Raw genomic sequence first — 23,902 nt, forward strand, 5'->3', positions numbered from 1 at the left:
CGCACAAGCTTAATTTGCGCCGCTTCACATCCGCATTACCGCGCCGCAATTTCCGCCTCTGCAGCTATGGCCGGCGTTCCGTCGAAGGGTTAGGATGAGGCCGTCTTATCCCTTTTGGCAGGCATGAAACCAGGGCTTCAGTTTCGTCTCAATCAACAGCTGGCTCTCACGCCGCAGCTGCAACAGGCCATTCGCCTGTTGCAATTGTCGCAATTGGAGCTGGCTGCCGAGTTGCGTCAACTCGCCGAGAGCAATCCTCTGCTCGAGTTCGCCGAAGATGCCACGCAGGAGGAGCAGGACGAAACCGAAGCGGATGGTGAATTCGACCACGAATTCGAACCCTTGAACGGGGTCAGCAGCAGCTCCGCTTCCGGCAGCGACGCCAACGACGAAGCGCCGGAATGGACCGAGCCGGAAATGAGTTCCGACGAGCCGATCGATTTCTCCACCGTCAACGGTAACGGTAACGGCAGCAGTAGTTCGAGCAATCGCGACGAAGAAGGCATGGAGCCGCAAGGCGCCGCGCCGGAGTCATTGCAGGAACACCTGCTGTGGCAGCTCAACCTCACGCCGATGGATCCGCGTGCCAAGTTGATCGCCACGGTGCTGATCGACGCATTGAACACGGATGGTTACCTGGTCGAAGGTATTGATGCGGTACTCGCCGCACTGCCGCCGCACCTCAAAGCCACGCACGAAGAAGTGGAAACCGTGCGCCGCCAGCTGCAGCATTTCGATCCGGCTGGCGTGGCCAGCATCGATCTCCCGGACTGTCTGCGCGCGCAGCTCGAGCAGTTCGATCCGAGCACGCCGTATCGCGATCTTGCCTTGCGCATCGTCGAGCAAGAACTGGAACTGCTGGCGCGCAACGACATGGCCAAGCTCGCCCGTCGCTTGCACGCCACCGAAGAAGACACCACCGGCGCGGCCATTCTCATCCGCAGCCTGGATCCGCGCCCGGGCGCCGCCATGGACACCACGCCGGTGGAATACGTGGCGCCGGACGTATACGCGCGCAAGGATGGTACGCGCTGGCGCGTGCTCTTGAATCCCGACAGCCAGCCCAAGCTCAGCCTCAACCAGCACTACTGCAGCCTGATTGCACGGGCGCGCGGCGACGATGCCAGCTGGATGCGCGGCCAGCTGCAGGAAGCGCGTTGGCTGATTAAAAGTTTGGAGTCCCGTGCCGAAACACTGATGAAGGTCGCCGAAGCCATCGTGCGGCGGCAGAGCGCTTTCCTGGACTACGGTCCGGAAGCGATGCAGCCGTTGGTGCTGCGCGAAGTGGCCGAGGAGGTAGGTATGCATGAGTCGACGATTTCACGTGTAACTACCCGCAAATACATTCACACGCCGCGCGGCACGTACGAACTGAAGTATTTCTTCTCCAGCGGCGTTTCCACCGAAGACGGCGGCAGCGCGTCCGCCACCGCCATCCAGGCCATGCTGCGCAAGCTGGTCGACAACGAAGACCCGCGCAAGCCGCTCTCCGACCAGGCGCTTGCCGAGGAGTTGCACGGCAAGGGCATTCAGGTAGCGCGTCGCACGGTCGCGAAGTACCGGGAAATTCTGCGTATTCCCAGCTCCAGCGAGCGACAGCGCAATATCTGAACGCGTTGCTTCGGCGCTGCCGGGGAACTTGCGTTGCGATAGAACGATCCCACTTTCATACACAAGGTCTTGCTTCACGATGCAACGATCACGTCACTTTGATCTGCGCATCGACCAACGCCGCCAATGGCGGCAGCTCTTGAAGGAGGCGTACCATGCAATTCCAACTCAGTGGCCAACGGATCGAAGTAACTCCCGCTTTGCGCAGCCGCGCCGAAGCCAAACTTGACCGATTGACCCGCCTCGACGACCGCATCGTCAGCCTGAACGTGGTGCTCTCGGTGGACAAGCTTCAGCAGCGCGCCGAGGGAACGCTCAAGGTAGCGGGCAATACCATGCACGCCGAAGCCACCGAGAACGACATGTACGCCTCGATCGACAACCTGTTCGACAAGCTCGTCGACCAACTTCGCCGCCATCGCGACAAGCTGTGCGATAAGCATCAACGTGAAGTAAGGGAAATCCGTCAGTACGGTTAATAACACCGCCAAGTGTTCCCCCTCTCCCCTTAGGGGAGAGGGGCAGGGGTGAGGGGCCACGGCTTGCCCCGGACCTCAATAGAACCCCCACTCCGATGTACTCCCACGCAAGATTGCCCCCTCACCCTTCCCTCTCCCTGGAGGGGAGCGGGAATAAGCAGCGAACCTCTCACGAGGGAGAGAGGGCCGCAAAGCTGGCACAATGTCCCTTGCCGCCGCCCCGCCCCAGGCAGCCACGCGGCGCAAAGGGAACCTCTTGGACCGCCTTACCGCAAGACAACTCTTCGATGACATCCACGAGCGCATGGCTTTGCGCTGGGTGGCCGGCATGCGCGGCGAAACGCGCGTGCTCGACTACGGCTCCACGCCAGCGCGCCGCCCGTCTCTCGTGGGTTATCTCAACGTCATCTATCCGAACAAGATCCAGATCGTCGGCACCGAGGAGCTGAGCTACCTCGACAGCCTCGATTCCCGCCAGCGCTGGGAAGTGATCCACAAGGCCGCCGCCACGCATCCGGTGGCCTTCATCGTCACCAAGGATCAAGCGATTCCTTCCGACCTGCGCGAAGTGGCCGAGGAAACCGACACCCCGCTGTGGATCAGCGCCAAACGCGGCCACGAGCTGCTCACCTGGATGCAATATCACCTCGCGCGCACCATGGCGCCGCGCCTCACTCTGCACGGCGTGTTGCTGGAGGTGTTCTCCATCGGCGTGCTGATCACCGGCGAGGCCGGTTCCGGCAAAAGCGAGCTGGCGCTGGAGTTGATCAGCCGCGGCCATCGCCTGGTGGCCGATGACGCCCCGGAATTCACCCTGATCGCGCCGGACGTGATCGACGGCGCCTGCCCCGAACTACTGCAGGACCTTTTGGAAGTGCGCGGCCTGGGCGTGCTCAACGTGCGCGAGATGTTCGGCCACACCTCGGTGAAAACCTCCAAGTACCTGCGCTTGCTGATCCATCTCAAGCCCTTGCGCGACGGCGAGAACGTCGATGCGCTGACGCGCCTCACCGGCGACGTGGGTCACCGTGAAATCTTCGATGTGCAGGTGCCGATGATCACCCTGCCCGTCGCGCCCGGCCGCAACCTGGCGGTACTGGTGGAAGCGGCGGTGCGCAGCCATATGTTGAAGAGCAAGGGCATCGATCCGGCGCAGAGCTTCATGGACCGTCAAGCCCACCAGATGCGCCGACTGCCGCCATGGTAATCGCATGACTCAATACGAAGGACTGATCAACAACGACGACCCGAACGCCATCCACCTGGTGGTGCTCACGGGCATGTCCGGCGGCGGCAAGACCGTCGCCCTGCGCGCGCTGGAAGACCTGGATTTCTACTGCGTCGACAATCTGCCCAGCGTGTTGCTGCCGGAACTGGTGGAAGCGGCCACGCGCGGCGACAGCCGTCGTCGTCGCATCGCCGTCGGCGTGGACGTGCGCAGCCGCGCCGAAGATTTCCAGCATATGCCGCAGGTGCTGTCCACGCTGGCCGCCACCGTGCAGGTGCATCTGATCTTCCTCGACTGCAGCGATGCGGTGCTGACCAAGCGCTTCTCCGAAACGCGCCGCCGCCATCCGCTGGCCATTCGCGGCATGTCGCTGGCCGATGCGATTGCCGAGGAACGCCGCCTGCTGCGTCCACTGGTGGCCATCGCCGAACGCGTGATCGATTCCAGCGACTTGAACGTGCATCAGTTGCGTCGGCTGATTGCCACCGGTTACGCGCAGACCACCGCCGGGCTTACGCTGATGTTTCAGTCGTTCGCTTTCCGCCGCGGACTGCCGCTGGATTCGGATTTCGTGTTCGACGCGCGCTGCCTGCCCAACCCGCACTGGGAACCCACGCTGCGCCCGCTGTCCGGCAAGGACGCACCGGTGCGCGAGTTCCTCGAACAGCAGTCGATAGTGAGCGAATACTTCGCCGACACCACACGCTGGCTGGATGCGTGGCTGCCCCGTTTCGAGGCAGACGATCGCAGCTACGTCACCATTTCCATTGGCTGCACCGGCGGTCGTCACCGTTCGGTGTACCTGGTAGAGAAACTTGCCGCGCACTATCGCACCGCGCGCGAAGGCGTTCTCACATTCCATCGCGAACTCGAGTGATGCTTATGTCCTTAACTAACCCAACCGAAGCCGCCGTGTCATGACTGTCGGCGTGCTTCTGATGACCCACGAATCGGTCGGCCAGGCGCTGGTGAAAGCCGCACGTCACGTGCTGCCTAAGCTGCCGCTACGGGTCGCCACCGTGGAAGTGCCTGCACGGGCCGATCCGGATGTCATGCGCACGCTCACGGCCAAGCATGCGCGCGAACTGGATCAAGGCGAAGGCGTGCTGGTGTTGGCCGATCTCTATGGCGCCACGCCCTGCAACATCGGGCTGTCGTTGAGTGCGGTGGGTGTAAGGCTGCGCTGTGTTTCGGGATTGAACCTGCCCATGCTGCTGCGCGTACTCAACTACGCCGACAAGCCGCTGGACGAACTTGCAGAAATCGCGGCCAGCGGCGGTCGCGGAGGAATTTTCATAGACCATGCTTGAAAAAGAAATTGTCGTCTCCAACAAACTGGGCTTGCATGCCCGCGCATCGGCAAAGCTGGTGCAGCTCGTGCAAAGTTTCAAATCCACCGTATGGTTGATCAGCAAAGGTCGTGAAGTGAATGCGCAAAGCATCATGGGCGTGATGATGTTAGCCGCTGGCATCGGCACCCCGCTGACCATTCGTGCGGATGGGCCGGATGAAGACACGGCGCTCAGCGCGGTGATCGATCTGTTCGAACGAAAATTCGACGAGGGGGCATGATGAAACAGGGAACGGGGAACAGGGAACGAGGAACGTCACGTTTGCGGCGTGACTCGTCCTTGCGCGCTGCTCACGTCCCCCGTTCCCCGTTCCTCGTTCCCCGCACCTCCGCAAGGAGGTGCCCGTGAGGCAAATCCTCGCCGGCACCATGGCCTCGCGCGGCATGACATTGGGTCGCGCCCGTCTCGTGCAGCCCAGCCGCTACCTGGTCGACACCCGCCCGCTGAGCGAGGAAGAAATTCCCTCCGAACTCGAACGCCTGCACATCGCGCTCGACACCGCGCGGCAGGAGCTGCACGAACTGCGCGGCAAGCTGCACGGTGCGCTGGCGCGCGAGGTCAACGAGTTCATCGACGCGCACAGTCTTTTATTGGACGATGCCGAACTGCTGCGCGGCCTGGACGAGATGATCACCATCGGCCGCTACCGCGCAGGGGCCGCGCTGAAAAAGCAGCGCGACCGTCTCGCCGGTGTCTTCGCGGCCATGGACGATCCGTATCTGCGTAGCCGCATGGAAGACGTGGACCAGGTGATCGGCCGCGTCATCTCTGCCCTGCAACGCCAAACCAGCGCGGAAGAACGCAAGCTCGCCGCGCGTGTCGGCGAAATCCTGGTGGCCGATACCATCGCGCCAGCCGACATGGCGCATCTGGCCGGCAACGGTTTGCTTGGCGTAATCACCAGTTCCGGCAGTCCGTATTCGCACAGCGCGATTCTCGCGCGCAGCCTCAACCTGCCGATGCTGGTGGGCACGCGCGATGCGCTCTCCACCATCCACGACGACGACCTGATTCTGCTCGACACCGAACGTGGCGAAGCGGTGGTGCACCCTACCGCGCAGGATCTTGCCCGCTACCGCGCATGGCAGCGCGAAGCCGTACAGGAAGGCCGCCGTCTGGCCAGCTTGGCGAACGCGCCCACGCGCACGCGCGACGGCGCGGACGTGCGCCTGCTGGCCAACGCCGAATCGCCCAGTGATGTCGCTATGGCCCGCGCGCGCGGTGCGGACGGTATCGGCCTGTACCGCACGGAATTCCTGTTCCTGAGCCACAAAGGCTTGCCGTCGGAAGACGAACAGTTCATCGCTTATCGCGACGCGGTACTGGGCATGGGCGGTGCGCCGGTGACGATCCGCACGCTCGATCTCGGCGCCGATAAAGCCGATGCCGCGGGCCTGGTGATCCGAGGCGAAGAAAATCCTGCGCTCGGCGTGCGTGGCGTGCGATTGTCGCTGCGCCATCCGGCGGTATTCACCACGCAGATCCGCGCCATCTTGCGTGCTGCCTGCTACGGTCCGGTGCGCGTGCTGGTGCCGATGGTCACCCAGCCGGATGAACTGATCGCTGTGCGCACGCTGTTCAAGCTGGCGCGACAGGAACTCAAGCGCGAGAACATCGACCTGCCGGAAAAACTGGCACTGGGCGCGATGATCGAAGTGCCCGCCGCGGCGATCAACGTGCGCGCCCTGCTCGAGCACTCCGACTTCCTCGCCATCGGCACGAATGACCTGGCGCAATACGTGCTCGCTGCCGATCGCGGCAACGATGCGCTTGAAAACATCTACAACCCGCTGCAGCCCGCGTTGCTGCGCTTGATCTCGCATGTGATCTCGTCAGGCCGACGTGCCGGCAAGCCGGTGAGCTTGTGTGGCGAAATTGGTGGCGACGAGAACTTCACCGCACTGCTGCTCGCCCTGGGCCTGTGCGAATTCAGCATGCATCCCAGCCGCATCCTGCACGTGCGCGATCGCCTAGCCACGCTCAATTACGCAAAGTTGCGCAGCTTTGCACCACGCCTTATTCGCGCGTGCACGCATGAAGAAGCCGAAGCATTGCTCGCTTCCGTCACCTGCAACATGTCGATATAGCGTTCAACGTAGCGAGAGACGGCCCCCTCCCCTGCTTGCAGGGGAGGGCTGGGGTGGGGTGAACACTTGCCTCAAACTTTCCCGCAAGTGTTCACCCCCTCCTGCCCTCCCCCTGCAAGCAGGGGGAGGAACCACTTAGGAAACTGCACGCAAGTCATCATCATTGCGAAAAATACTTCTTGCGATCAAAGCAGTGCTACATCTTCGGAGCATTTCCCGAACAACAATGGGCGAAATCGGGGCGACAAGCATTTCGACCAATCACCTGCCTCCTGCCGGGCGCACTTCAAAAAAAAACCGACACCCGAAGGTGCCGGTCAAGGTCGCATTTGCGACTGTCGTTGTTATTACCTATTACCAACCCACCGCCAAGCCTGCACCCACAGACACGTCACCAGCCGAGGCCGAGCCACCGAACGAGAGGTTCATGTTCGGCCTGATCTGGCGGGAGTAGCCCACCGCGAGCGCGGACTGCCCGTTCTGCGCGCCGATACCCACGCCCATACGATTCTTGGTGTCCAGACCGTTGGCACTGAACGCCATCTGGCCGTAAGCGGCGCTCATCGCGCCCATGCGGTCGATGCGCTTGTCCACTTGCTGGAACTTCTGGTTGGCCCAGTCCTGCACGCCGTTGACGGCATCCTGCACCTGGCCCCAGTTGGCCGCATCGGTGCGCTGCGTGCCGGCAGCCACGTTGGTGATCTGGCGTTCGTTGCCCGGCGAGCCGACCGAGACGGTGTTGTCACGATCCGCCACCGAACCCGCACCCAGTGCAACGGAGTTGTTGCCTGTCGCGCTGGAGTTGGAGCCCAACGCGGTGCTGTTGGTGCCCGTGGCCGAAGCGCTTTCGCCCACTGCCGTGCTGCCACTGCCGGAGGCCACCGAGTTGGCACCATTGGCCGTGCTGTTGTTGCCCGAAGCGATCGAGCCCGCGCCGGTGGCCGTGCTGTTGCTGCCCGTCGCTTGCGAGCCTGCGCCCGTCGCGGTGCTGCTGTCGCCCGACGCTACCGCGCCGCTGCCAACCGCCGTGCTGCTGTTGCCCGACGCAATGGCGCCGTCGCCGACCTGTGTGCTGTCGCTGCCCGTGCCCGGAGAGACACCACCGCCGCCGCCGATCGTGCCATCAGCAATGCCTTGTTCGATCGTGGTCACACGACCATCCAGGGAGGCGAACTGGCCGTTGAGCAGGCTGAACTGGTTCTGGAGGTTCTGCTGCATGTCGAACAGCTGGCCGCCGTTCACCGCCTGCATGCTGCCCGATGCAATCAGGCCGGGTGCGAGGTTGTTGATGGTCGTACCGTTGGTGCCACCTAGTGTGGCGGTGGCCAGCGTCAAGTCGTCATAGTGGAGCGCGCCCAGCAGTTGGCCTTCCGGATCCACGCCAAGGGCTTTGAGCTGCGCAATGGTCACAGCATCGGTGTCGTTCACACCGTTAGCTACGCCAGTCAGCACACGTGCGCCAGAAGTGCCGGTGAAGTCCACCGTGCTGCCACCTATGCCACTAGCAACAGTGATGTTACCGGTAGTGGCGTTCTGCTGCACCAGGCCGACGGTGCCGTCGCTGAGCTGCTGCTGCAGGTTGGTGATGCTGCCTTCGTTGGTCGTTACGCGGCCGTCGAGGTTGGTGACGTTGGTGTTCGTCGTCGTGAGGCTGCTGTCGAGCGCACCCAGCGCACCGCCGATGGTGGTCTGCGTGCCGCCATTGGCCAGCGTGTAGGTCGGGCCGGTGACGGCGCCCGTCGTCGTGTTGATCGATGCGCCGCCGCCCAGCGCGGTTACCACCGGCGAGAGCTGGCTGACGTTGACGGCATCGTTGGCCTGCGTACCGGCGCCCACGTTGACGATCTGGCGGGTGAAGGCTGAACCGGCGACATCGCTACCCACCGAGATCGTGTTGGCACGATCGGCCATCGAATTCGCACCCAATGCCACTGCGGTAGCTGCTGATGCATTTGAATTCTGACCAATGGCAACAGCAGAGGCCCCCGTAACATTTATATTTCGCCCTATGCTAACGCCACCGCCGGCATTTACTGTCGAGTCGGCGCCAATCGCGACATCCCACAACTGCTGTGCATTTAGATTTTGCCCGATGGTAATCGAGGCTTCGCCGCTGGCGGTTGACACAAGTGATGAATTGCCAAGAGATATGGAATCGACACCTGTAGCGACGCCGGTGCCTAGAGCAACTCCCGCTGCCAATACCCCTATGTCATTGACCGAATTGCTGGCGAGAGACATATTCATCACCGCACCACCGACCGTATCTACAGTGCAAACACCCGTTGTATTCAACGTGCCCGACTGACCGCCTGGCGTGGTGCATGTTTCGGCGCTGACGGTGTCGGCAGCGAACGCCACACCAAACGGCGCGGACGCAGCCAGCGCAACAACCAAAGCTCCAGCCAGCACGGTGCGGCTGGCCTTCTTGCGGCCCTTGGCCAACTCGGAAGCCACCACCCATTTACCGATCGTGGCGTTCCAGATAATGCGATAGTTGATATTCATAACGACAGTCTCCTGATGGTTGAAAATTTTTCGGTGCGCACTTCACCGCTGCGCTGGCCGTAGCCGTGCAGTGGTCCTTTCGATGTCGTGAAGCGATTCCTTTGAAGTCGCAGTTGCGCGATATGCGCTAACCCGATGGAGCCATCGTAGGGAGACGGAAACACTCAACCCATAGGAGTAATACTAAAATCCGCGCGACACGGTCGCTGGATTACCAACAGGTTCAGATACAAATGATTTTCTTGAGGTTTTATTGAGAATCTAAAGAACGGCACGGTATGGCATGAAGGCGTATAACGCTAAATTTATGATATTTACGATAGGTCGATTCGATATTGTTCGACGTGCTTATCGGCATGCCGTGCATGGGGCGATCGCGTAACAGCAGATAGGGCTGCGAAGCGCAGACACGGATGGCTACACAACATTCACAAACCTAATTGTTCCTTGCCGTCATTCCGGCGAAAGCGGAGGCGCTTTTCAACAGCGAAGCTGGTCAATCCATCTTCGCTTTCAACCTCAGAGCAACATGGATTCCCGCTTGCGCGGGAATGACGGCCTAGCAAGATGGAACGTCATAAGGACGTGTAGTCCGTCGACAAAACATCAAGGAAAATCCCCAGACAGCAATGCGCCTTCGCGAAGGCGCTTCACAGCAGCGAAGCTGGTCAATGATGACCCAACAAGAATGAGTCGTTACGAAAACCAGCCGCGGCCAGGCACGAGCGCTGCTACTTCACCGAATCCAAAAACGCCTCCAGCACCGCGCCACGATATTTCTCGCGATGAAGAAGTATCGAAAGCTTGCGCTGCAAATCCAGGAACGGCGTCTTCAGCGCCACCAATCGCCCGGTCGCCAATGCATCGGTCACGGCTACTTGCGGCAGGCAGGCGATGCCGAGGCCGGCGGTGACAGCCTGCTTGATCGCTTCGATCTGATCCAGCTCCATCACCGTTTCGCCGGGCGGCAGTTGCGCCAATGCGCGCTCAGCGGTGGTGCGCGTGGCGGAGCCGGGTTCGCGCAGCACCCAGCGTGCGCCAGCGAAATGCTCGGGTTTCAGGCTGCGTTTTTTCGCCAAGGGATGATCGGGCGGTGCGCAGACCAGCAACAGATCGTCGCGCCACGGGTGCACTTCCAGCAGCGGGTGTGTGACAGGCCCTTCTACGCAGCCGACTTCAAGGCTGTGATCGAGCACGGCTGCGGCGATGTTGTCGGTGTTTGCCACACGCAATCGGATGGCCACGTGCGGATGCGCACGCACGAATTCGCCCAGCAGTTCGCCCACGCGGTAATTGCCGACTGTGTTGCTGGTGCCGATGCGCAGCTCGCCAGCAAGCGCCTCGGTGTTGCCGGCAGCGCGACGCCCGAATTCGGCGTGACGTTCCAGCAGTTCCTGCGCCAATGGCAGCAGTTCGCGCCCGCGCGCGTTGAGGCGCAGCCGGCCACGCTCGCGATCGAACACGGGGGCATCGAGCTGCCGCTCCATTTCCGCCAGCGCCATGCTGGCCGCCGGCTGGGTGAGGTGCAGCCGCTCGGCGGCGGCGCGCACGCTGCCGTGCAGGGCGATCTGCACGAAGACGTCGAGCTGGCGCAGGCTGACATTAAGCATCAGCTTAGTTTATGCCTTCCATTAGATATTTCAAATTTTCCTAATACATGACGAAATGGACAATGCGCCCATCCCCAAGGGCCATCTGCCATGAACGCCGTATCCCTCCCCGCCGCCTCCCCTGCCCTGCGCCTTCACGCCTCCGGCCTGCTGCTTGCCTTCGCCATCGCCCTGGCTGCCTGGTGGCTAGGGCGCCAAGTGCCGCTGATCGGCGGCCCGGTGTTCGGCATCGTGATCGGGATCGCCGTGCGCAACCTGTTTGCGCCGGGCGAAAACTTCAGTCCCGGCATTCAATTCGCCAGCAAGCAGATTCTGCAGTGGTCGATCATCGCGCTCGGTTTCGGTCTCAGCCTTACGCAGGTGGCGAAGACGGGACTGCATTCGCTTGCCGTCACGCTGGTGACCATGACCGTTGCCTTCGTCACCGCACTGCTACTGGGCCGCGTATTGAAGGTGCACGACAAGCTCAAGCTGTTGATCGGCGTGGGCACGGCGATTTGCGGCGGCTCGGCGATTGCCGCGGTGACGCCGATCATCAAGCCGGACGATCACGACACGGCGTTTGCGATCTCCACCATCTTCCTGTTCAACATCGTGGCGGTGCTGCTGTTTCCGCTGCTGGGGCATGCGCTGCATCTATCCGACCTGGGCTTCGGGCTGTGGGCCGGCACGGCGATCAACGACACCTCGTCGGTCGTGGCCGCAGGCTACAGCTACAGCACGGCCGCGGGCGATTACGCGACCATCGTGAAACTGACGCGCGCCACGCTGATCATTCCGATCTGCCTGGTGCTTGCCATCGCGGTGGCCATGCGCGAGAAGCGCGCGGCGAAGCATGCGGGCGTCACCAGCGATTTCAGCCTGCGCCGCATCTTTCCGTGGTTCATCCTGTGGTTTCTGGTGGCATCGGCGGTGCGCACGGCGGGTTTGGTGCCGGTGGCGATCCAACCGGCGATCCATCTGGCCGCGGAGTTCATGATCATCGTGGCACTCACTGCAATCGGCCTGTCGGCGAATCTGCGCAAGATGGCGTCGACCGGTGTACGGCCAATTCTGCTGGGCCTGGGTGTGTGGGCGGCGGTGGCGGTGAGCAGTCTGCTGGTGCAGGTGGTGATGGGGCAGTTGTGATGGATTGCGGCTCCCTCCTCCATCTTTGATTGAGGATGGGAGGAGGAAGAAAAACGGTCAGCGCCCCTGCTCCGCTAGCGTCAACGCCACCTTGTCCCGCAGATACACCGGCAACGCGTGCTCCGGTGCCACCGCACGACCTGCCTTGAACTCTCGTACTGCCAACGTCGCCACGTGCTGCGCCTGCGGATAGCAAGCGCCATCGGTCGAACGCGGTTCGCTTCCCAGCCGGTTGCGCAAAGCATCCTGGTACGTGGCCCAGCCGGTGCCGACCACATTCCACGCATCGGCCTGCGGCAACACTAGCGACTCGGCCGTGCAGACACGCTCTTCATCCAATGCGATCAAACCGCCTTCGTCATCGCGTCGATAGCAGGCTGCGTAGATCTCGCCCATGCGCGCATCGATCACGGCCAGGATGGCCGCATCGTCATCCGGCGATTCCAGCGCCAGCGCAGCCAGTGAGGAAATGGTCACCACCGGCCGATCCAGCGCCATCGCCATGCCCTGCGCCAGCGACACCGCCAGCCGCACGCCGGTAAACGCCCCGGGGCCACGCCCCACGGCAATCACATCCAGCGCATGCTTGCCGATACCCGCTTCCGCCAGCAGTTCGTCCGCCATCGGCAGCACGCGCTCGGCTTGGCGGCGTGGCGCCAGCTCAGTGCGGGCGATGACGGTTTCGCCATGCACGAGGGCGACGGAGCAGGCTTCGGTGGCGGTTTCGATGGCTAGCAGATTCATCGGGCGATTCTCGCATGAGGGGGAGGTCATTACCGCCCGGGTCATCGCCGCAGTTCGTAGGCTGGGATGCCAATCCCAGCCTACGAATCAGCTCAATACCGCTTTGCCTTCGGGTTGTAGTAGCTGGTATCGCTCGCCTCCAGCAATTTGCGCATCGCCGGGCCGAGATGCTTGAAGCCGTAAGCCGCCAGCACTTCCTTCTTGCCGGGAATGTCGTATTGACCGGAAACGCCTTCGCGTTGCGTGCCAACGGGTAGATCCGCCGGGCGCGCCAATTGCTCTGGCCAATGCTGAGCGTGCAGCGTAAGCGCGGGGCACCAATGGCGATTGTCCGGATGCACCGGTTCGCGCTCCTTGATGTGCAGCACTGCGCGCTTGCCGAATTCCGCGACGAAAGCTTGGTAGAAGTCGTATTCCAGCGTGTTCTCGAACGTCGGCCGGATACCGTCGATCACCTTGAAGAAACGAGGATCATTGCGCGCGATGAAGAACTGCGTAGACAACGTCTGCTTGCGCTTCACGCCGAAATCGCTGCCCAGGGCATTGAGTACCTTGGCCGTGCCCAGCTTCACCTTGGCGAACGGATGCTGTAGGCGGCGCCATTGCACGCGCTGATCGGTGCTCCACGTGGACGCGGCAAGCCACGCCTTGGGATGGCGATCGAGCAGATCGATGTAGCGCTGGATAATACCCTGGTCGAACACCCAGGTATCGGCTTCCACATGCAGCAGATATTGCGGGTTGTACACCTCCGCCGCCGCCCGGCACGACTGCTGCAACAAGTTCAACGCGCCTTCGATGATGGAGCGCGGCTGGCAGCGCACCAGCACGTCTTCCATGTGCGGCTCGTAAGTGACGTCCGAGCAGGCATGCACGATCGGCCACGGCTCTGGATAGTTGAGCTTGATGATTTCCTGGTTGATGCGCGCGCAATCCGGGCGCTCGTGGTTGGTCATGCAGACCACTACCTTGGGGCGAGACGCGTCCGCGGCCTGCCTGGGCAGACCTGCGGTGGCGATATCGACCTCGTTTCGTACTTCCATACGACCCATCCCCATGGGATGCCAGTGAATCAGCGGGGCACTATAGCGGATGCGGCGGTGGGCTCTCCCGCTGCGCGTAGCCTCTTGCTCCTCCCCTGCTTGCAGGGTGAGGTTGGGAGGGGGTGAACACTTGCGGGAAAGTCTCAGGCAAGTGCTCACCCCACCCCGGCCCTCCCCTGCAAGCAGGGAAGGGAGTCTAGAACCGAGCGCTTTGGCACACCTCCACCCGCCCCCTTACAATGCCGGTTTCTGTGCCTTCCACACGCGCGCGCCACCTGGCGCGCCACTGCGAGTCCCCGATGGAAAAGAGTTTCGAGCCCCGCCCGATCGAGTCGAAGTGGTACGCCCGCTGGGAACGGAGCGGCCAATTCAAAATAGACATGTCCAAAATGGACACGTCTCGGCCGTCCGGGCATGGCGAGCCTTACTGCATCCAACTGCCGCCACCGAACGTCACCGGCACGCTGCACATGGGCCATGCGTTCCAACAGACGGTGATGGACATGCTGATCCGCTACCAGCGCATGCGCGGCATGAACACGCTGTGGCAGGTGGGCACCGACCACGCCGGCATCGCCACGCAGAAGATCGTGGAGAACCAGCTCGCGGTGGAGAACAAGAGCCGCCACGATCTGGGCCGTGAGCCGTTTGTGGAACGCGTGTGGCAGTGGAAGGAGGAGTCCGGTTCCACCATCACCAACCAGATGCGCCGCCTCGGCGTGGCCGCCGATTGGTCGCGCGAGCGCTTCACCATGGACGAGGGCCTGTCCGCCGCCGTGCGTAAGGTGTTCGTGGAGTGGTATCGCGCCGGTTTGATCTATCGCGGCAACCGCCTGGTGAACTGGGATCCGGTGCTGGGCACGGCGGTGTCCGATCTGGAAGTGAACAACGTCGAGCGCGACGGGCACATGTGGTCGATTCGCTATCCGGTCAGTGGCAGTGACGAGAGCCTCGTTGTTGCCACTACCCGCCCGGAGACCATGCTGGCTGACGCTGCTGTGGCGGTGCATCCGGATGACGAACGTTATCAGCATCTGATCGGCAAGATGGTCGACTTGCCACTCACTGGCCGCAAGATTCCAGTGATTGCCGACGAATATGTGGATCGCGAATTTGGCACCGGCTGCGTGAAGATCACCCCCGCGCACGACTTCAACGACTACGCGGTGATGGAACGCCATCTCGACATTGGCATTCAATCCATGCTCACGTTGGATGCAAAAGTCATCAGTCGTACCGATGAAGAAAAGATTTGGGGAAGCGGCGTTGCACCACGAATCACAAAGCATCGCCTCATCACCATCGACACTCCATTCCTCACCGACTTCATACCAGCGAAGTACCAAGGATTGGATCGCTTCGAGGCACGCAAACAAATCTTGGTTGATCTAGATGCCGGCGGTTTCCTGATCGAAACCAAACCGCATAAGCTGCAGGTGCCAGTCAGCCAGCGCTCGGATGCAGTGATCGAGCCGATGCTCACCGATCAATGGTTCGTCGATCTCACCAGCGACACACAAAAAGATGGCCGTCCCGGCGGCCGCAAGGCGATCACCGAACCCGCACTCAATGCAGTGCGTTCGGGCGAGATCAAGTTCGTGCCGGAAAACTGGACCACCACCTATACGCAGTGGCTGGAAAACATCCAGGATTGGTGCATCAGTCGCCAACTCTGGTGGGGCCATCGCATTCCGGCGTGGTACGACGAAGCCGGCAACATCTTCGTCGGCGAGAGCGAAACCGACGCACGCACGCACGCCACCGTCGAACCGGTCGGCGTGCTGAAGCAAGATGAAGACGTACTCGACACCTGGTTCAGCTCCGCGCTGTGGCCATTCTCCACGCTCGGCTGGCCCTTCAACGGTCCGGTGAAGAACGAGCGCGGCGAGGTGATCGCGAACTGGGAGCACGACAAAATCTTCCTGCCCAGCGCCGTGCTCGTCACGGGCTTCGACATCATCTTCTTCTGGGTCGCACGCATGGTGATGGCGACCAAGTACTTCACCGGCAAGGTGCCGTTCCGCGAGGTGTACATCAACGCGATCGTGCGCGATGCGGAAGGCCAGAAGATGTCGAAATCCAAGGGCAACACGCTGGATCCGCTGGACCTGATCGACGGCATCGAGCTGGAACCGCTGGTGGAGAAATCCACCAAATCGCTGCTGATTCCGCAGGTGCGCGAAAAAGTGGAAAAGCGCATCCGCAAGGATTATCCGCAAGGCATTCCCGCCATCGGCACCGACGCGCTGCGCTTCACCTTCGCCGCGCTGGCCAGTTACAGCCGCACCATCAACTTCGACATCAAACGCGCGGAAGGCTACAAGGCGTTCTGCAACAAGTTGTGGAATGCGGCGCGCTTTGTGTTGATGAATCTGGATGAAGCGGGGAACGGGGAACGGGAAACGGGGAACGCACCCGTTACAGAAGCCGAGCGCTGGATTCTCACGCGCTTGAAGCAGACGCTTGGCGAGGTCGAACAACACTTCATTACTTACCGCTTCGATTTACTTGCGCAGACGTTGTATGAGTTCGTGTGGAACGAGTATTGCGACTGGTTCCTGGAACTGTCCAAGCCGGCGTTGAACGGCGACGATGCAGCGGCAGCGGCGTCGACGCGTCACACGTTGCTGGTGGTCCTCGAAACCGTGCTGCGCGCGCTGCATCCGGTCATTCCGTTCATCACCGAGGAAATCTGGCAATCGGTGGCGCCGAAGCTCGGCATCCAGGGCGACGGCATTCTGCTTCGCCCGTGGCCGAACGCAGGCGAGATTCCCGCCGATGAAGCAGCCACCGCCGAGATCGAATGGTTCAAGAACGTGCTCAGCGGCATCCGCCGCATCCGTGCTGAAATGAACATCGCACCCGGCAAAACCATTCCGCTGTTGCTGGCCGATGGCGATGCCAGCGATCGCGCACGCGCGGCAAAATTCGCGGCGCAGATCAGCTTTCTCGCACGTGTGGAAGCGCCGCAGTGGATCGCTTCTGGCGCCGACGAACCTGCTGCCGCGGCCGCGGTGGTCGGTTCGCTGCGCGTGTTGATTCCGCTTGCGGGATTGATCGATCTCGGTGCCGAAAAATCGCGCTTGGCCAAGGAAATCGCACGCATCGAAAGCGAGATTAAGAAGTGCGAGAACAAGCTGGGCAACGCGAACTTCGTGGCGAACGCGCCGGCTGAAGTAGTGGCGCAGGAGCGTCAGCGTATTGCCGATTGGAGTACGCAGCTTGGCGCGTTGCGTGAGCAGATGCTCAAGCTTGGCTAAGGTGAGGGGCCAAGGCTGGCCTCAAATCAATTCGTAGGCTGGGATTTCATCCCAGCCTACGAGACTAAGTGCTGGTTCAATCGCAACGGCCGCGCCATGCGGCCGTTGCGTGATCATGGATATGCGCAGTGCGAAACTGTCCGAGCTCACGATAGCAATGGCAGGAATGTTCTGCTTGGCAATGCATCATTCCGTTCCCATGAAAGCCTGCCACACAAAGGGACGATTGGCGCCCGCGGGGACCGAGTAAGTGATCGTGAACTGCGTGGCCGTATAGGACGACGGAGCCACATAGGCATACGCACCGCCATCCTGCTGCCCGGCCATGGTGATCAATACCAATGACGGAGCAGCGGCCAAACCGTGATTGACGGCAACTGTCGTCTGCCCCGAAAGAATTTGTGTGGAACCGATATTTTCGGTCACGTAGCCCACATTACTTCTAATTAGCCCTGTCGTGCTAAAGCCCACGTTGTCGTTGTTGATAGAGCCCTGGCCGTTGGAGAAGAAGTTGTTGCCAATGACGGTATAGCTTATAGCGCCATTGATCAACAGCCCATAACCACGCGTGCTGTTACCGTTGTTGTAGACCTGCACACCGCTGAGGTTAAGTCTGCCAGCCCCGAACACGAGGCCATGCCCACCATTGATTCCTGTACCATTGCTTCGCAAGAGGCCACCCACCCAATTGAGCGTACCCGACGAAACCTGCACTCCATCAAAAAGGGAGTCTTGCACTCGCAAGCCCGAAGCATTGATCTCGCAGGCCACCGGCGGCGTCGCCGTAGTGATATCGACCCAGATCGACGATAAAAGGGGGTTGGACTTGTCATTGCCACACGCCGAAATCCAGCCCTTTAGATCCAAGGTTTCAAGTGAATCGCTAGCAACGCTGATCGCTCGACTTGGACAGCTGTCGATAGTACACAGGTCGGAAACAAACGCCTCACGGTTATTGACGTCAGTCAATGTCTTGGACCACCAGATGCCTCCGGCGCAGGAAGAAATATTGACGCGGCCGAAATATACTCCACCCGTGCCACCCCCAAGCAGTACCGCGTTGTTCTTTGTGGAATATTGAATATCGAGACCTCCGTCAAAGACAAGTTCCGCGCCGAAACTCTGGTCGACGTTCCCATTAGCCTGCACCGGATAGTTGGCACATACAATCTCACCGCCGAATACGAGGCCTTGAGCAAAACGGTTGAAGATATAACCGTTCCATAGGCGATTCACATTCCCGTTGGCCACATAGTCGTCATTGGAGCCAACACAAACATTGACGAACTGAAAACTTTCAAGCTGGTTGCAGTTGAAGACGGTGCCTGCTGTCTTAGTGGAAGACGCCCAAATACTCAGGTTTTCGAACCGAACACCAGACACCTTGGTCGAGCCATCACCGATTTGAAACAGATCCGCCGTCGTACTGGAATCGATAATGCGCGTACCTTTGGGATTGCCGCGTATATACAGATAGCCGCGGTTTATTTGCACCGTCGTCATAAAGATGGTTCCTGACGGCAGCTCGATGATACCGCCCTGCACCGGAAGTGCATTGATAGCCGCCTGAAAGGCCGCTGTGCAATCAATGGAACCGACATTATTCAAAATGTCGGCACGTTGCGTCTCTGTCATGAAGTTAAGGACATTTAGAGACGTCCATTGGTTAAGCTCGCTTTGCGTAGCCGTTACAGCACCCGTATAAGGTGCGGTGTAACTGACATCTTGCGCATCAATGGTGGTAGTCGTGTTCATTAAAGTTGGACTCCAGCTTCAAAAAAATCGACCCGTCTGCCAAGAAAACGTATACGGGCATGTCACACTCCCAAGTATCTTTTCGTAGTCATGCAAAAGTGCGTGGTTTGACTACATGTAGAGCGCGCGGTGTTTCCACTCAGTGGATAGCAGCCCTACGGCAACCGAAACTCCAACGCCATCACGATCGCATCCTCGCGTCCCTCGTGCGCCGGGTAATAGCGTGGCCGCCGCCCGATCTCGTGAAAGCCCAACGACAAATACAAGGCCTGCGCATTCGGATTGGACGGCCGCACTTCCAGGAATACGCGCTCGGCGCCGTTCCAGCGTGCGATGTCCAGCAGGCGCTTCATCAGATGACGCCCAAAGCCCTGCTCACGCTGGTCGGGCGCGATGCACACGTTCAGTACATGCGCCTCGGCGGCGCCTACCGAGAGAATGCCGTAGCCGATGACTCGGCCTTCCAGGCACAGCACCCACGACGGATGCCCGGCCTTCAGGCAATCGCCGAAGATGCCCATGCTCCAAGGGAAGTCGTAGGATGCGCTTTCCAGTTCGCTCACGCGCGACAGGTCTTCGCGCCGCATTGCTCGCATTTCCAGCGAGGGGCGCGCCACCGCAACCATTACGGCCTGCCTCCAGCCCCCAATGCGCGGCGCAGGGTACGCAAGGCCAGCCACAGCCTGCGCTTGGAACTGGCTTGGGCCAGGATCTCCGACGGCGCATCCGCCAGTACGATGTGCGCGTCGCGCATCACGTTGGCCGGCAGTGCACGCCCAAGTGCATGGGCCTGAGCCTGGCCGAACACCAGATAGGCCGGCGCGTGCGGTACTTGCATGGTTTCGCCATCCACCGCCTCGATGCGCGGTGCACGGGCCAGTTGCGGGCCGAAGGCGGACAGCGCACGTCCGAGCAAATCCAACTCGCGCACCGCGCAGCGCGGCGGCACCACAACCACTACGCCGGCGGTGGCGGGCATCGACTGCGGCTCGGCCAGCGTCGTTGCCTGCGCCATGGATTCAACTGCGCCAAGCTCCCGCTTGCGCCAGGCCACCACGCCCAGCATGCGCAGAACACGCGCCCGATGTGCCGAACTGGCCGCCACTGCGTTCATACCGCTCCACGACGCGGGCGCTTGCGACGCGAGGCGAGGCCCCACAGCGTCACCACCGGCCCGGACAGGAGGAACAGCGAAAACACCGCCAGCAGCACGCGCGGCGGATCGACGAAGAATGGCACCAGGATCAGCACAGCAATAAGAATCCACAGAAACGGCACCTTATCCCCCATCGGCAGGGACTTGAAGCTGTAATAGCGGAAGCGGCTCACCATCAGCAAGCCTACGATCACCGCCATGAAGGGCATGATCATATCCAGTTCGTCGCCGGAGAAACCCCAGTTCTCCATGCTCCACACGAACGACATGCACACCGCCGCTGCGGCGGGGCTGGGCAAACCCTGGAAGTAACGCTTGTCGGCCACACCCACCTGGGTATTGAAGCGCGCCAGACGCAGCGCGGCGCAGACGGCGTAGATGAAGGCTGCCGCCCAGCCGATCTTGGCCGGCAGCGGCCCGTACTCGCGCAGGCCGGAGAGCGACCAGTTGTACATCACCAGCGACGGCGCCAGGCCGAAGCTCACCAGATCGGACAGCGAGTCGTACTGCACGCCGAACTCGCTCTGCGTGTGGGTAAGGCGCGCCACGCGGCCGTCGATGCCGTCCAGCAAGGCGGCCACGAACACGGCAATGGCAGCATCCGTGAAATGCCCGCCGATGCTAACGACAATGGCGTAGAAGCCGGCGAACATGGCGCCGGTGGTGAACAGGTTCGGCAGGAGATAAATCCCGCGATGCCGTGGCACCCGGGCTGGTGTCGTTTCGCTCATGAAGCCATCCGTGATGGGATGGACGGCAGTTTAGCAGGCTGGACAGGTCGCTCTCGCCGCTCGCCTTTCACCTGTTTCGCCCGGTACAAGCGTGCGAGCCAGCACGTTCCCGGCATTCGGCTTGCGCCGCCGCTTGAGTCCCAGCCGCGCCGGTTGTTAACTAGGCGTGTTCTCCCACTTACCGCCTTTTTCGGAGTCTGCCCCATGCGTCGACTGTCCATTGCTCTGGCGCTGCTGCTGGTAGCGCCCCTGGCCTTCGCCCAGGTTTACAAGTGGACCGACGCCCACGGCACCGTCCATTACTCGGAAACACCCCCGCCGACCGGCACCAAGTACAGCCAGGTCAGTGTCAACACCGGCGCCTCCGCGCCAGCCGGTGGGGACAATGCGTCCGCCGCCACGTCGAGCAGCACCAGCGCGCCCTCGCAAAGCGGCGGCAACAATGCTCCACAAGGTCCCGTGGAAGACACCCCCGAGAACCGCGCCAAGCTGTGCACCTCGCTGAAGGCCAATATCGGCACGTTGCAGGGCAGCGGCCCGGTGGTGATGAGCAACGGCGGGCAGCAGCAGTTGCTCAATGCGGACCAGCGCAAGCAACAGCTCGATGCTAGCCAGTCGCAGTACAACGAGTACTGCGCGAATCAATAAAAGCGGGGAACGGTGCGAGCTTCGCATGCAAGCACTTCCACGGCACTTTCCTCGCCCATTTGGACGAGGGCGTGATTTCCTCCTCGCCTAACACTTCATGCTCCCCGTCCCCTGTTCCCCGTTCCCAGCTACAACGAAGCTGCAGGCTATAATCGCCCCTTTACATCGCCTGCTGCCCACAACCCATGCGCCTTACCCAATTCCACCTGGCCACCGTCAAGGAAGTCCCCGCCGATGCCGAGATCGCCAGCCATCAGCTGATGATCCGCGCCGGCATGATCCGCAAGCTCGCCGCCGGCCTGTACACCTGGTCGCCGCTGGGTCTGCGCGTGCTGCGCAAGGTGGAGCAGATCGTACGCGAGGAAATGAATCGCGCCGGCGCCATCGAAATGCTGATGCCCTCGGTGCAGCCGCGCGAACTGTGGGAAGAAACCGGCCGCTGGCAGAAATTCGGCGGGCAGTTGCTTAAGATCAAGGACCGGAAGGAACAGGAATTCTGCTACGGCCCCACGCATGAAGAAGTCGTCACCGACTTCGCGCGCAACGAGCTGAAAAGCTACAAGCAGTTGCCGGTGAATTTCTATCAAATCCAGACCAAGTTCCGCGACGAGATCCGCCCACGCTTCGGCGTCATGCGCGCGCGCGAATTCCTGATGAAGGATGCATACTCCTTCCATCTCACGCAGGAGTCGCTGAGCGAAACCTACGAGGTGATGTATCAGGCTTACTCGCGCATCTTCACGCGCTTAGGGCTGAAGTTCCGCGCCGTGCAGGCGGATACCGGCGCCATCGGCGGCAATGCCAGCCACGAATTCCAGGTGCTGGCCGATTCGGGCGAGGACTTGATCGCCTTCTCCGACGGCTCCGACTACGCCGCCAACACCGAGAAAGCCGAAGCCGTGGCGCCCGCTATCAGCCGCCCTGCTCCCTCGGCCGCGCTGCAGCGCGTCGACACGCCGCGCGTGCGCACGGTGGAAGACGTTACCAAGCACTTCGGCATCACCGCCGAGCGCATCGTCAAGACGGTGCTGGTGCGCGGCAAAGAAGGCCTGGTTGCGCTGTGCCTGCGCGGCGATCACGAGATCAATGAAGTGAAAGCCAGCAAACTGCCCGAGCTACCGGGAGAATCCGTGCTGGCGTCCGATGAGGAAATCCTCGCCGCCGTCGGCGTGCGTCCCGGTTTCATCGGCCCGGTCAGCCTGCCCGATTCCATTCCGGTGATTGTCGATCGCAGCGCCGCGGTGCTGGCCGATTTCGTCTGCGGCGGCAACGCCAACGACACTCACTACACCGGCGCCAACTGGGAACGCGACGCGCGCATCACGCGCGTGGAAGACATCCGCCAGGTGGTGGCGGGCGATGCTTCGCCGGATGGCCGTGGCACCCTGCAGATCGCACGCGGCATCGAAGTGGGCCACGTGTTCCAGCTCGGCAGCAAATATGCCGAAGCGCTGAACGCCACCGTGCTCGACGACCAGGGCAAGAAGCAGGTGATGCTGATGGGTTGCTACGGCATTGGTGTAAGCCGTATTGCCGCCGCCGCCATCGAGCAGCGCCATGACGACGCCGGCATCATCTGGCCAGAAGCCATGGCGCCCTGGCGCGTGGCAGTGTGCGTGATCAATCCCAAGAACTCGCCTGAAGTCGAAGCCGCCGCCGAGTCGCTCTATAACGAACTCACCGCACGCGGCATCGAAACCGTATGGGACGACCGCGGCCTACGCCCTGGCGCAATGTTTGCCGACATGGAACTGATTGGCATTCCGCATCGCGTAGTAGTGAGCGAACGCGGCCTGGCCGCCGGCACCTTGGAATATCGCGCCCGCACGTCAGCCGACAGCAGCGCTATTACGCGCGACGAGCTATTTGAAATACTTACTTGATGTATTTGCCTTTGCGCAAAACTCGAAAAAGGCCGCCTTGCGCGGCCTTTTTCATATCTATTGCTTTGCAATTTCAGGTTTCATGCGGGAGAATGAAAAATACGTCCAGGCATTTATTCATAATCCAATAGCCCGGAATGTCCTTCTCATTTTCTTTTACCGGAGTCCCGCTTATGGCCATTGATATCAAGAGCCTCAACCAAAGCCAGCTCAATGACCTGATTCAGAAGGCGCAGCTGCGCCAAGACGAATTGCGCAAGGAAAAAGTCACCAAAGCGCGTGAAAAGGTGCATGCCCTGCTGAAGGCCGAAGGCGTCAGCTTTGAGGACGTGTTCGGCGCGGGTGCCGGCGGCGTACGCGGCAAGCGCCGCGGCACCGGCGTGGTGGCACCGAAATACCGCAATCCCGCCGATCCGGAGCAGACCTGGTCGGGCCGCGGCAAGCGTCCGCGCTGGTTCAACGAAGCGCTGAAGGCGGGCAAGAAGGAAAAGGATCTGGCGATCTGATTTGGTTTGGGATCGTGAAAAAAACGCTGGCTTATGCCGGCGTTTTTTCTTTGAACCTTCAGAAATTCGAAAGAGCTGAAACCCAGCCTCAGCGTCATTCCGGCGAAGGCCGGAATCCAGTACAAACATGCTGTGCAAAGCACTCGACACAAAAAGGTTTTGTGTGCTGCGCA

Annotated in this window: 20 protein-coding genes; 12 read left to right on the top strand and 8 right to left on the bottom strand. The window is 61.2% G+C overall.

Features of this window, described 5'->3' with window-relative positions; all coding sequences use genetic code 11:
* Positions 1-123 precede the first annotated feature (123 nt).
* From ISP18_RS12845 to ptsP, 7 genes are all read left to right on the top strand, one after another.
* The gene (locus ISP18_RS12845) at positions 124-1,611 is read left to right on the top strand and encodes an RNA polymerase factor sigma-54 (RefSeq protein ID WP_380012367.1); all 1,488 of its coding nucleotides are present in this window, start codon (positions 124-126) and stop codon (positions 1,609-1,611) included.
* A gap of 155 nt (positions 1,612-1,766) precedes the next feature.
* On the top strand, positions 1,767-2,090 hold the full coding sequence (hpf, locus tag ISP18_RS12850) for a ribosome hibernation-promoting factor, HPF/YfiA family (RefSeq protein WP_380012370.1): 324 nt from the start codon (positions 1,767-1,769) through the stop codon (positions 2,088-2,090).
* Positions 2,091-2,346: 256 nt separating this feature from the next.
* Positions 2,347-3,297, top strand: a complete 951-nt coding sequence (gene hprK, locus ISP18_RS12855; RefSeq protein ID WP_380012373.1) for an HPr(Ser) kinase/phosphatase — start codon at positions 2,347-2,349, stop codon at positions 3,295-3,297.
* Positions 3,298-3,301: 4 nt separating this feature from the next.
* Entirely contained in the window at positions 3,302-4,195 is an 894-nt protein-coding gene (rapZ, locus tag ISP18_RS12860; RefSeq protein ID WP_380012376.1) for an RNase adapter RapZ, read from the top strand.
* A gap of 40 nt (positions 4,196-4,235) precedes the next feature.
* Positions 4,236-4,628, top strand: coding sequence for a PTS sugar transporter subunit IIA (locus ISP18_RS12865; protein ID WP_333680383.1), 393 nt, complete (start codon positions 4,236-4,238; stop codon positions 4,626-4,628).
* Positions 4,621-4,890 (top strand): HPr family phosphocarrier protein, encoded by a 270-nt coding sequence (locus ISP18_RS12870; protein WP_380012379.1) that lies wholly within the window; start codon positions 4,621-4,623, stop codon positions 4,888-4,890. The genes ISP18_RS12865 and ISP18_RS12870 overlap by 8 nt, the downstream gene beginning before the upstream one ends.
* Positions 4,891-5,014: 124 nt before the next feature.
* Complete coding sequence (ptsP, locus tag ISP18_RS12875) at positions 5,015-6,757, top strand: phosphoenolpyruvate--protein phosphotransferase (RefSeq protein ID WP_380012382.1); 1,743 nt, start codon at positions 5,015-5,017, stop codon at positions 6,755-6,757.
* Between the two features lie 354 nt (positions 6,758-7,111).
* On the opposite strand, the gene ISP18_RS12880 is transcribed toward ptsP, so the two are convergent.
* Positions 7,112-9,265 (bottom strand): ESPR-type extended signal peptide-containing protein, encoded by a 2,154-nt coding sequence (locus tag ISP18_RS12880; protein ID WP_380012385.1) that lies wholly within the window; start codon positions 9,263-9,265, stop codon positions 7,112-7,114.
* 731 nt (positions 9,266-9,996) lie between these two features.
* Positions 9,997-10,875 carry a LysR family transcriptional regulator gene (locus tag ISP18_RS12885; protein WP_380012388.1) on the bottom strand — a complete coding sequence of 293 codons (879 nt, stop codon included), beginning with the start codon at positions 10,873-10,875 and terminating at the stop codon, positions 9,997-9,999.
* A 90-nt stretch (positions 10,876-10,965) separates the two neighbouring features.
* Here ISP18_RS12885 and ISP18_RS12890 point away from each other — a divergent pair, with 90 nt between their 5' ends.
* On the top strand, positions 10,966-12,003 hold the full coding sequence (locus ISP18_RS12890) for a YeiH family protein (RefSeq protein ID WP_380012391.1): 1,038 nt from the start codon (positions 10,966-10,968) through the stop codon (positions 12,001-12,003).
* A 57-nt stretch (positions 12,004-12,060) separates the two neighbouring features.
* On the opposite strand, the gene tsaB is transcribed toward ISP18_RS12890, so the two are convergent.
* Positions 12,061-12,747: a tRNA (adenosine(37)-N6)-threonylcarbamoyltransferase complex dimerization subunit type 1 TsaB gene (gene tsaB, locus ISP18_RS12895; protein WP_380012394.1), complete on the bottom strand. Its 687-nt coding sequence runs from the start codon at positions 12,745-12,747 to the stop codon at positions 12,061-12,063.
* A gap of 92 nt (positions 12,748-12,839) precedes the next feature.
* A complete protein-coding gene (locus tag ISP18_RS12900) occupies positions 12,840-13,790 on the bottom strand; it encodes a hypothetical protein (protein ID WP_380012397.1) in 951 nt (316 codons plus the stop codon).
* A 299-nt stretch (positions 13,791-14,089) separates the two neighbouring features.
* Here ISP18_RS12900 and ISP18_RS12905 point away from each other — a divergent pair, with 299 nt between their 5' ends.
* Complete coding sequence (locus ISP18_RS12905; protein ID WP_380012401.1) at positions 14,090-17,050, top strand: valine--tRNA ligase; 2,961 nt, start codon at positions 14,090-14,092, stop codon at positions 17,048-17,050.
* 186 nt (positions 17,051-17,236) lie between these two features.
* Here ISP18_RS12905 and ISP18_RS12910 read toward each other — a convergent pair whose 3' ends face one another.
* From ISP18_RS12910 to pssA, 4 genes are all read right to left on the bottom strand, one after another.
* Positions 17,237-18,805, bottom strand: coding sequence for a hypothetical protein (locus ISP18_RS12910; protein WP_380012404.1), 1,569 nt, complete (start codon positions 18,803-18,805; stop codon positions 17,237-17,239).
* 155 nt (positions 18,806-18,960) lie between these two features.
* A complete protein-coding gene (gene rimI, locus ISP18_RS12915; protein ID WP_380012407.1) occupies positions 18,961-19,431 on the bottom strand; it encodes a ribosomal protein S18-alanine N-acetyltransferase in 471 nt (156 codons plus the stop codon).
* The gene (locus tag ISP18_RS12920) at positions 19,431-19,919 is read right to left on the bottom strand and encodes a hypothetical protein (RefSeq protein WP_380012410.1); all 489 of its coding nucleotides are present in this window, start codon (positions 19,917-19,919) and stop codon (positions 19,431-19,433) included. Before ISP18_RS12920 ends, rimI begins: the two co-directional genes overlap by 1 nt.
* Positions 19,916-20,692 carry a CDP-diacylglycerol--serine O-phosphatidyltransferase gene (gene pssA / locus ISP18_RS12925; protein ID WP_380012413.1) on the bottom strand — a complete coding sequence of 259 codons (777 nt, stop codon included), beginning with the start codon at positions 20,690-20,692 and terminating at the stop codon, positions 19,916-19,918. The genes ISP18_RS12920 and pssA overlap by 4 nt, the downstream gene beginning before the upstream one ends.
* A gap of 204 nt (positions 20,693-20,896) precedes the next feature.
* Here pssA and ISP18_RS12930 point away from each other — a divergent pair, with 204 nt between their 5' ends.
* The 3 genes from ISP18_RS12930 (at position 20,897) to ISP18_RS12940 (ending at position 23,729) form a co-directional block, all read left to right on the top strand.
* Positions 20,897-21,340 carry a DUF4124 domain-containing protein gene (locus ISP18_RS12930; RefSeq protein WP_380012416.1) on the top strand — a complete coding sequence of 148 codons (444 nt, stop codon included), beginning with the start codon at positions 20,897-20,899 and terminating at the stop codon, positions 21,338-21,340.
* A 185-nt stretch (positions 21,341-21,525) separates the two neighbouring features.
* Positions 21,526-23,223, top strand: coding sequence for a proline--tRNA ligase (locus ISP18_RS12935; protein WP_380012419.1), 1,698 nt, complete (start codon positions 21,526-21,528; stop codon positions 23,221-23,223).
* 173 nt (positions 23,224-23,396) lie between these two features.
* The gene (locus ISP18_RS12940) at positions 23,397-23,729 is read left to right on the top strand and encodes an H-NS histone family protein (RefSeq protein WP_380012422.1); all 333 of its coding nucleotides are present in this window, start codon (positions 23,397-23,399) and stop codon (positions 23,727-23,729) included.
* The last annotated feature ends 173 nt before the right edge of the window (positions 23,730-23,902 follow it).

It is taken from the genome of Dyella humi, assembly GCF_044904605.1.
Classification (GTDB): domain Bacteria; phylum Pseudomonadota; class Gammaproteobacteria; order Xanthomonadales; family Rhodanobacteraceae; genus Dyella_B; species Dyella_B humi.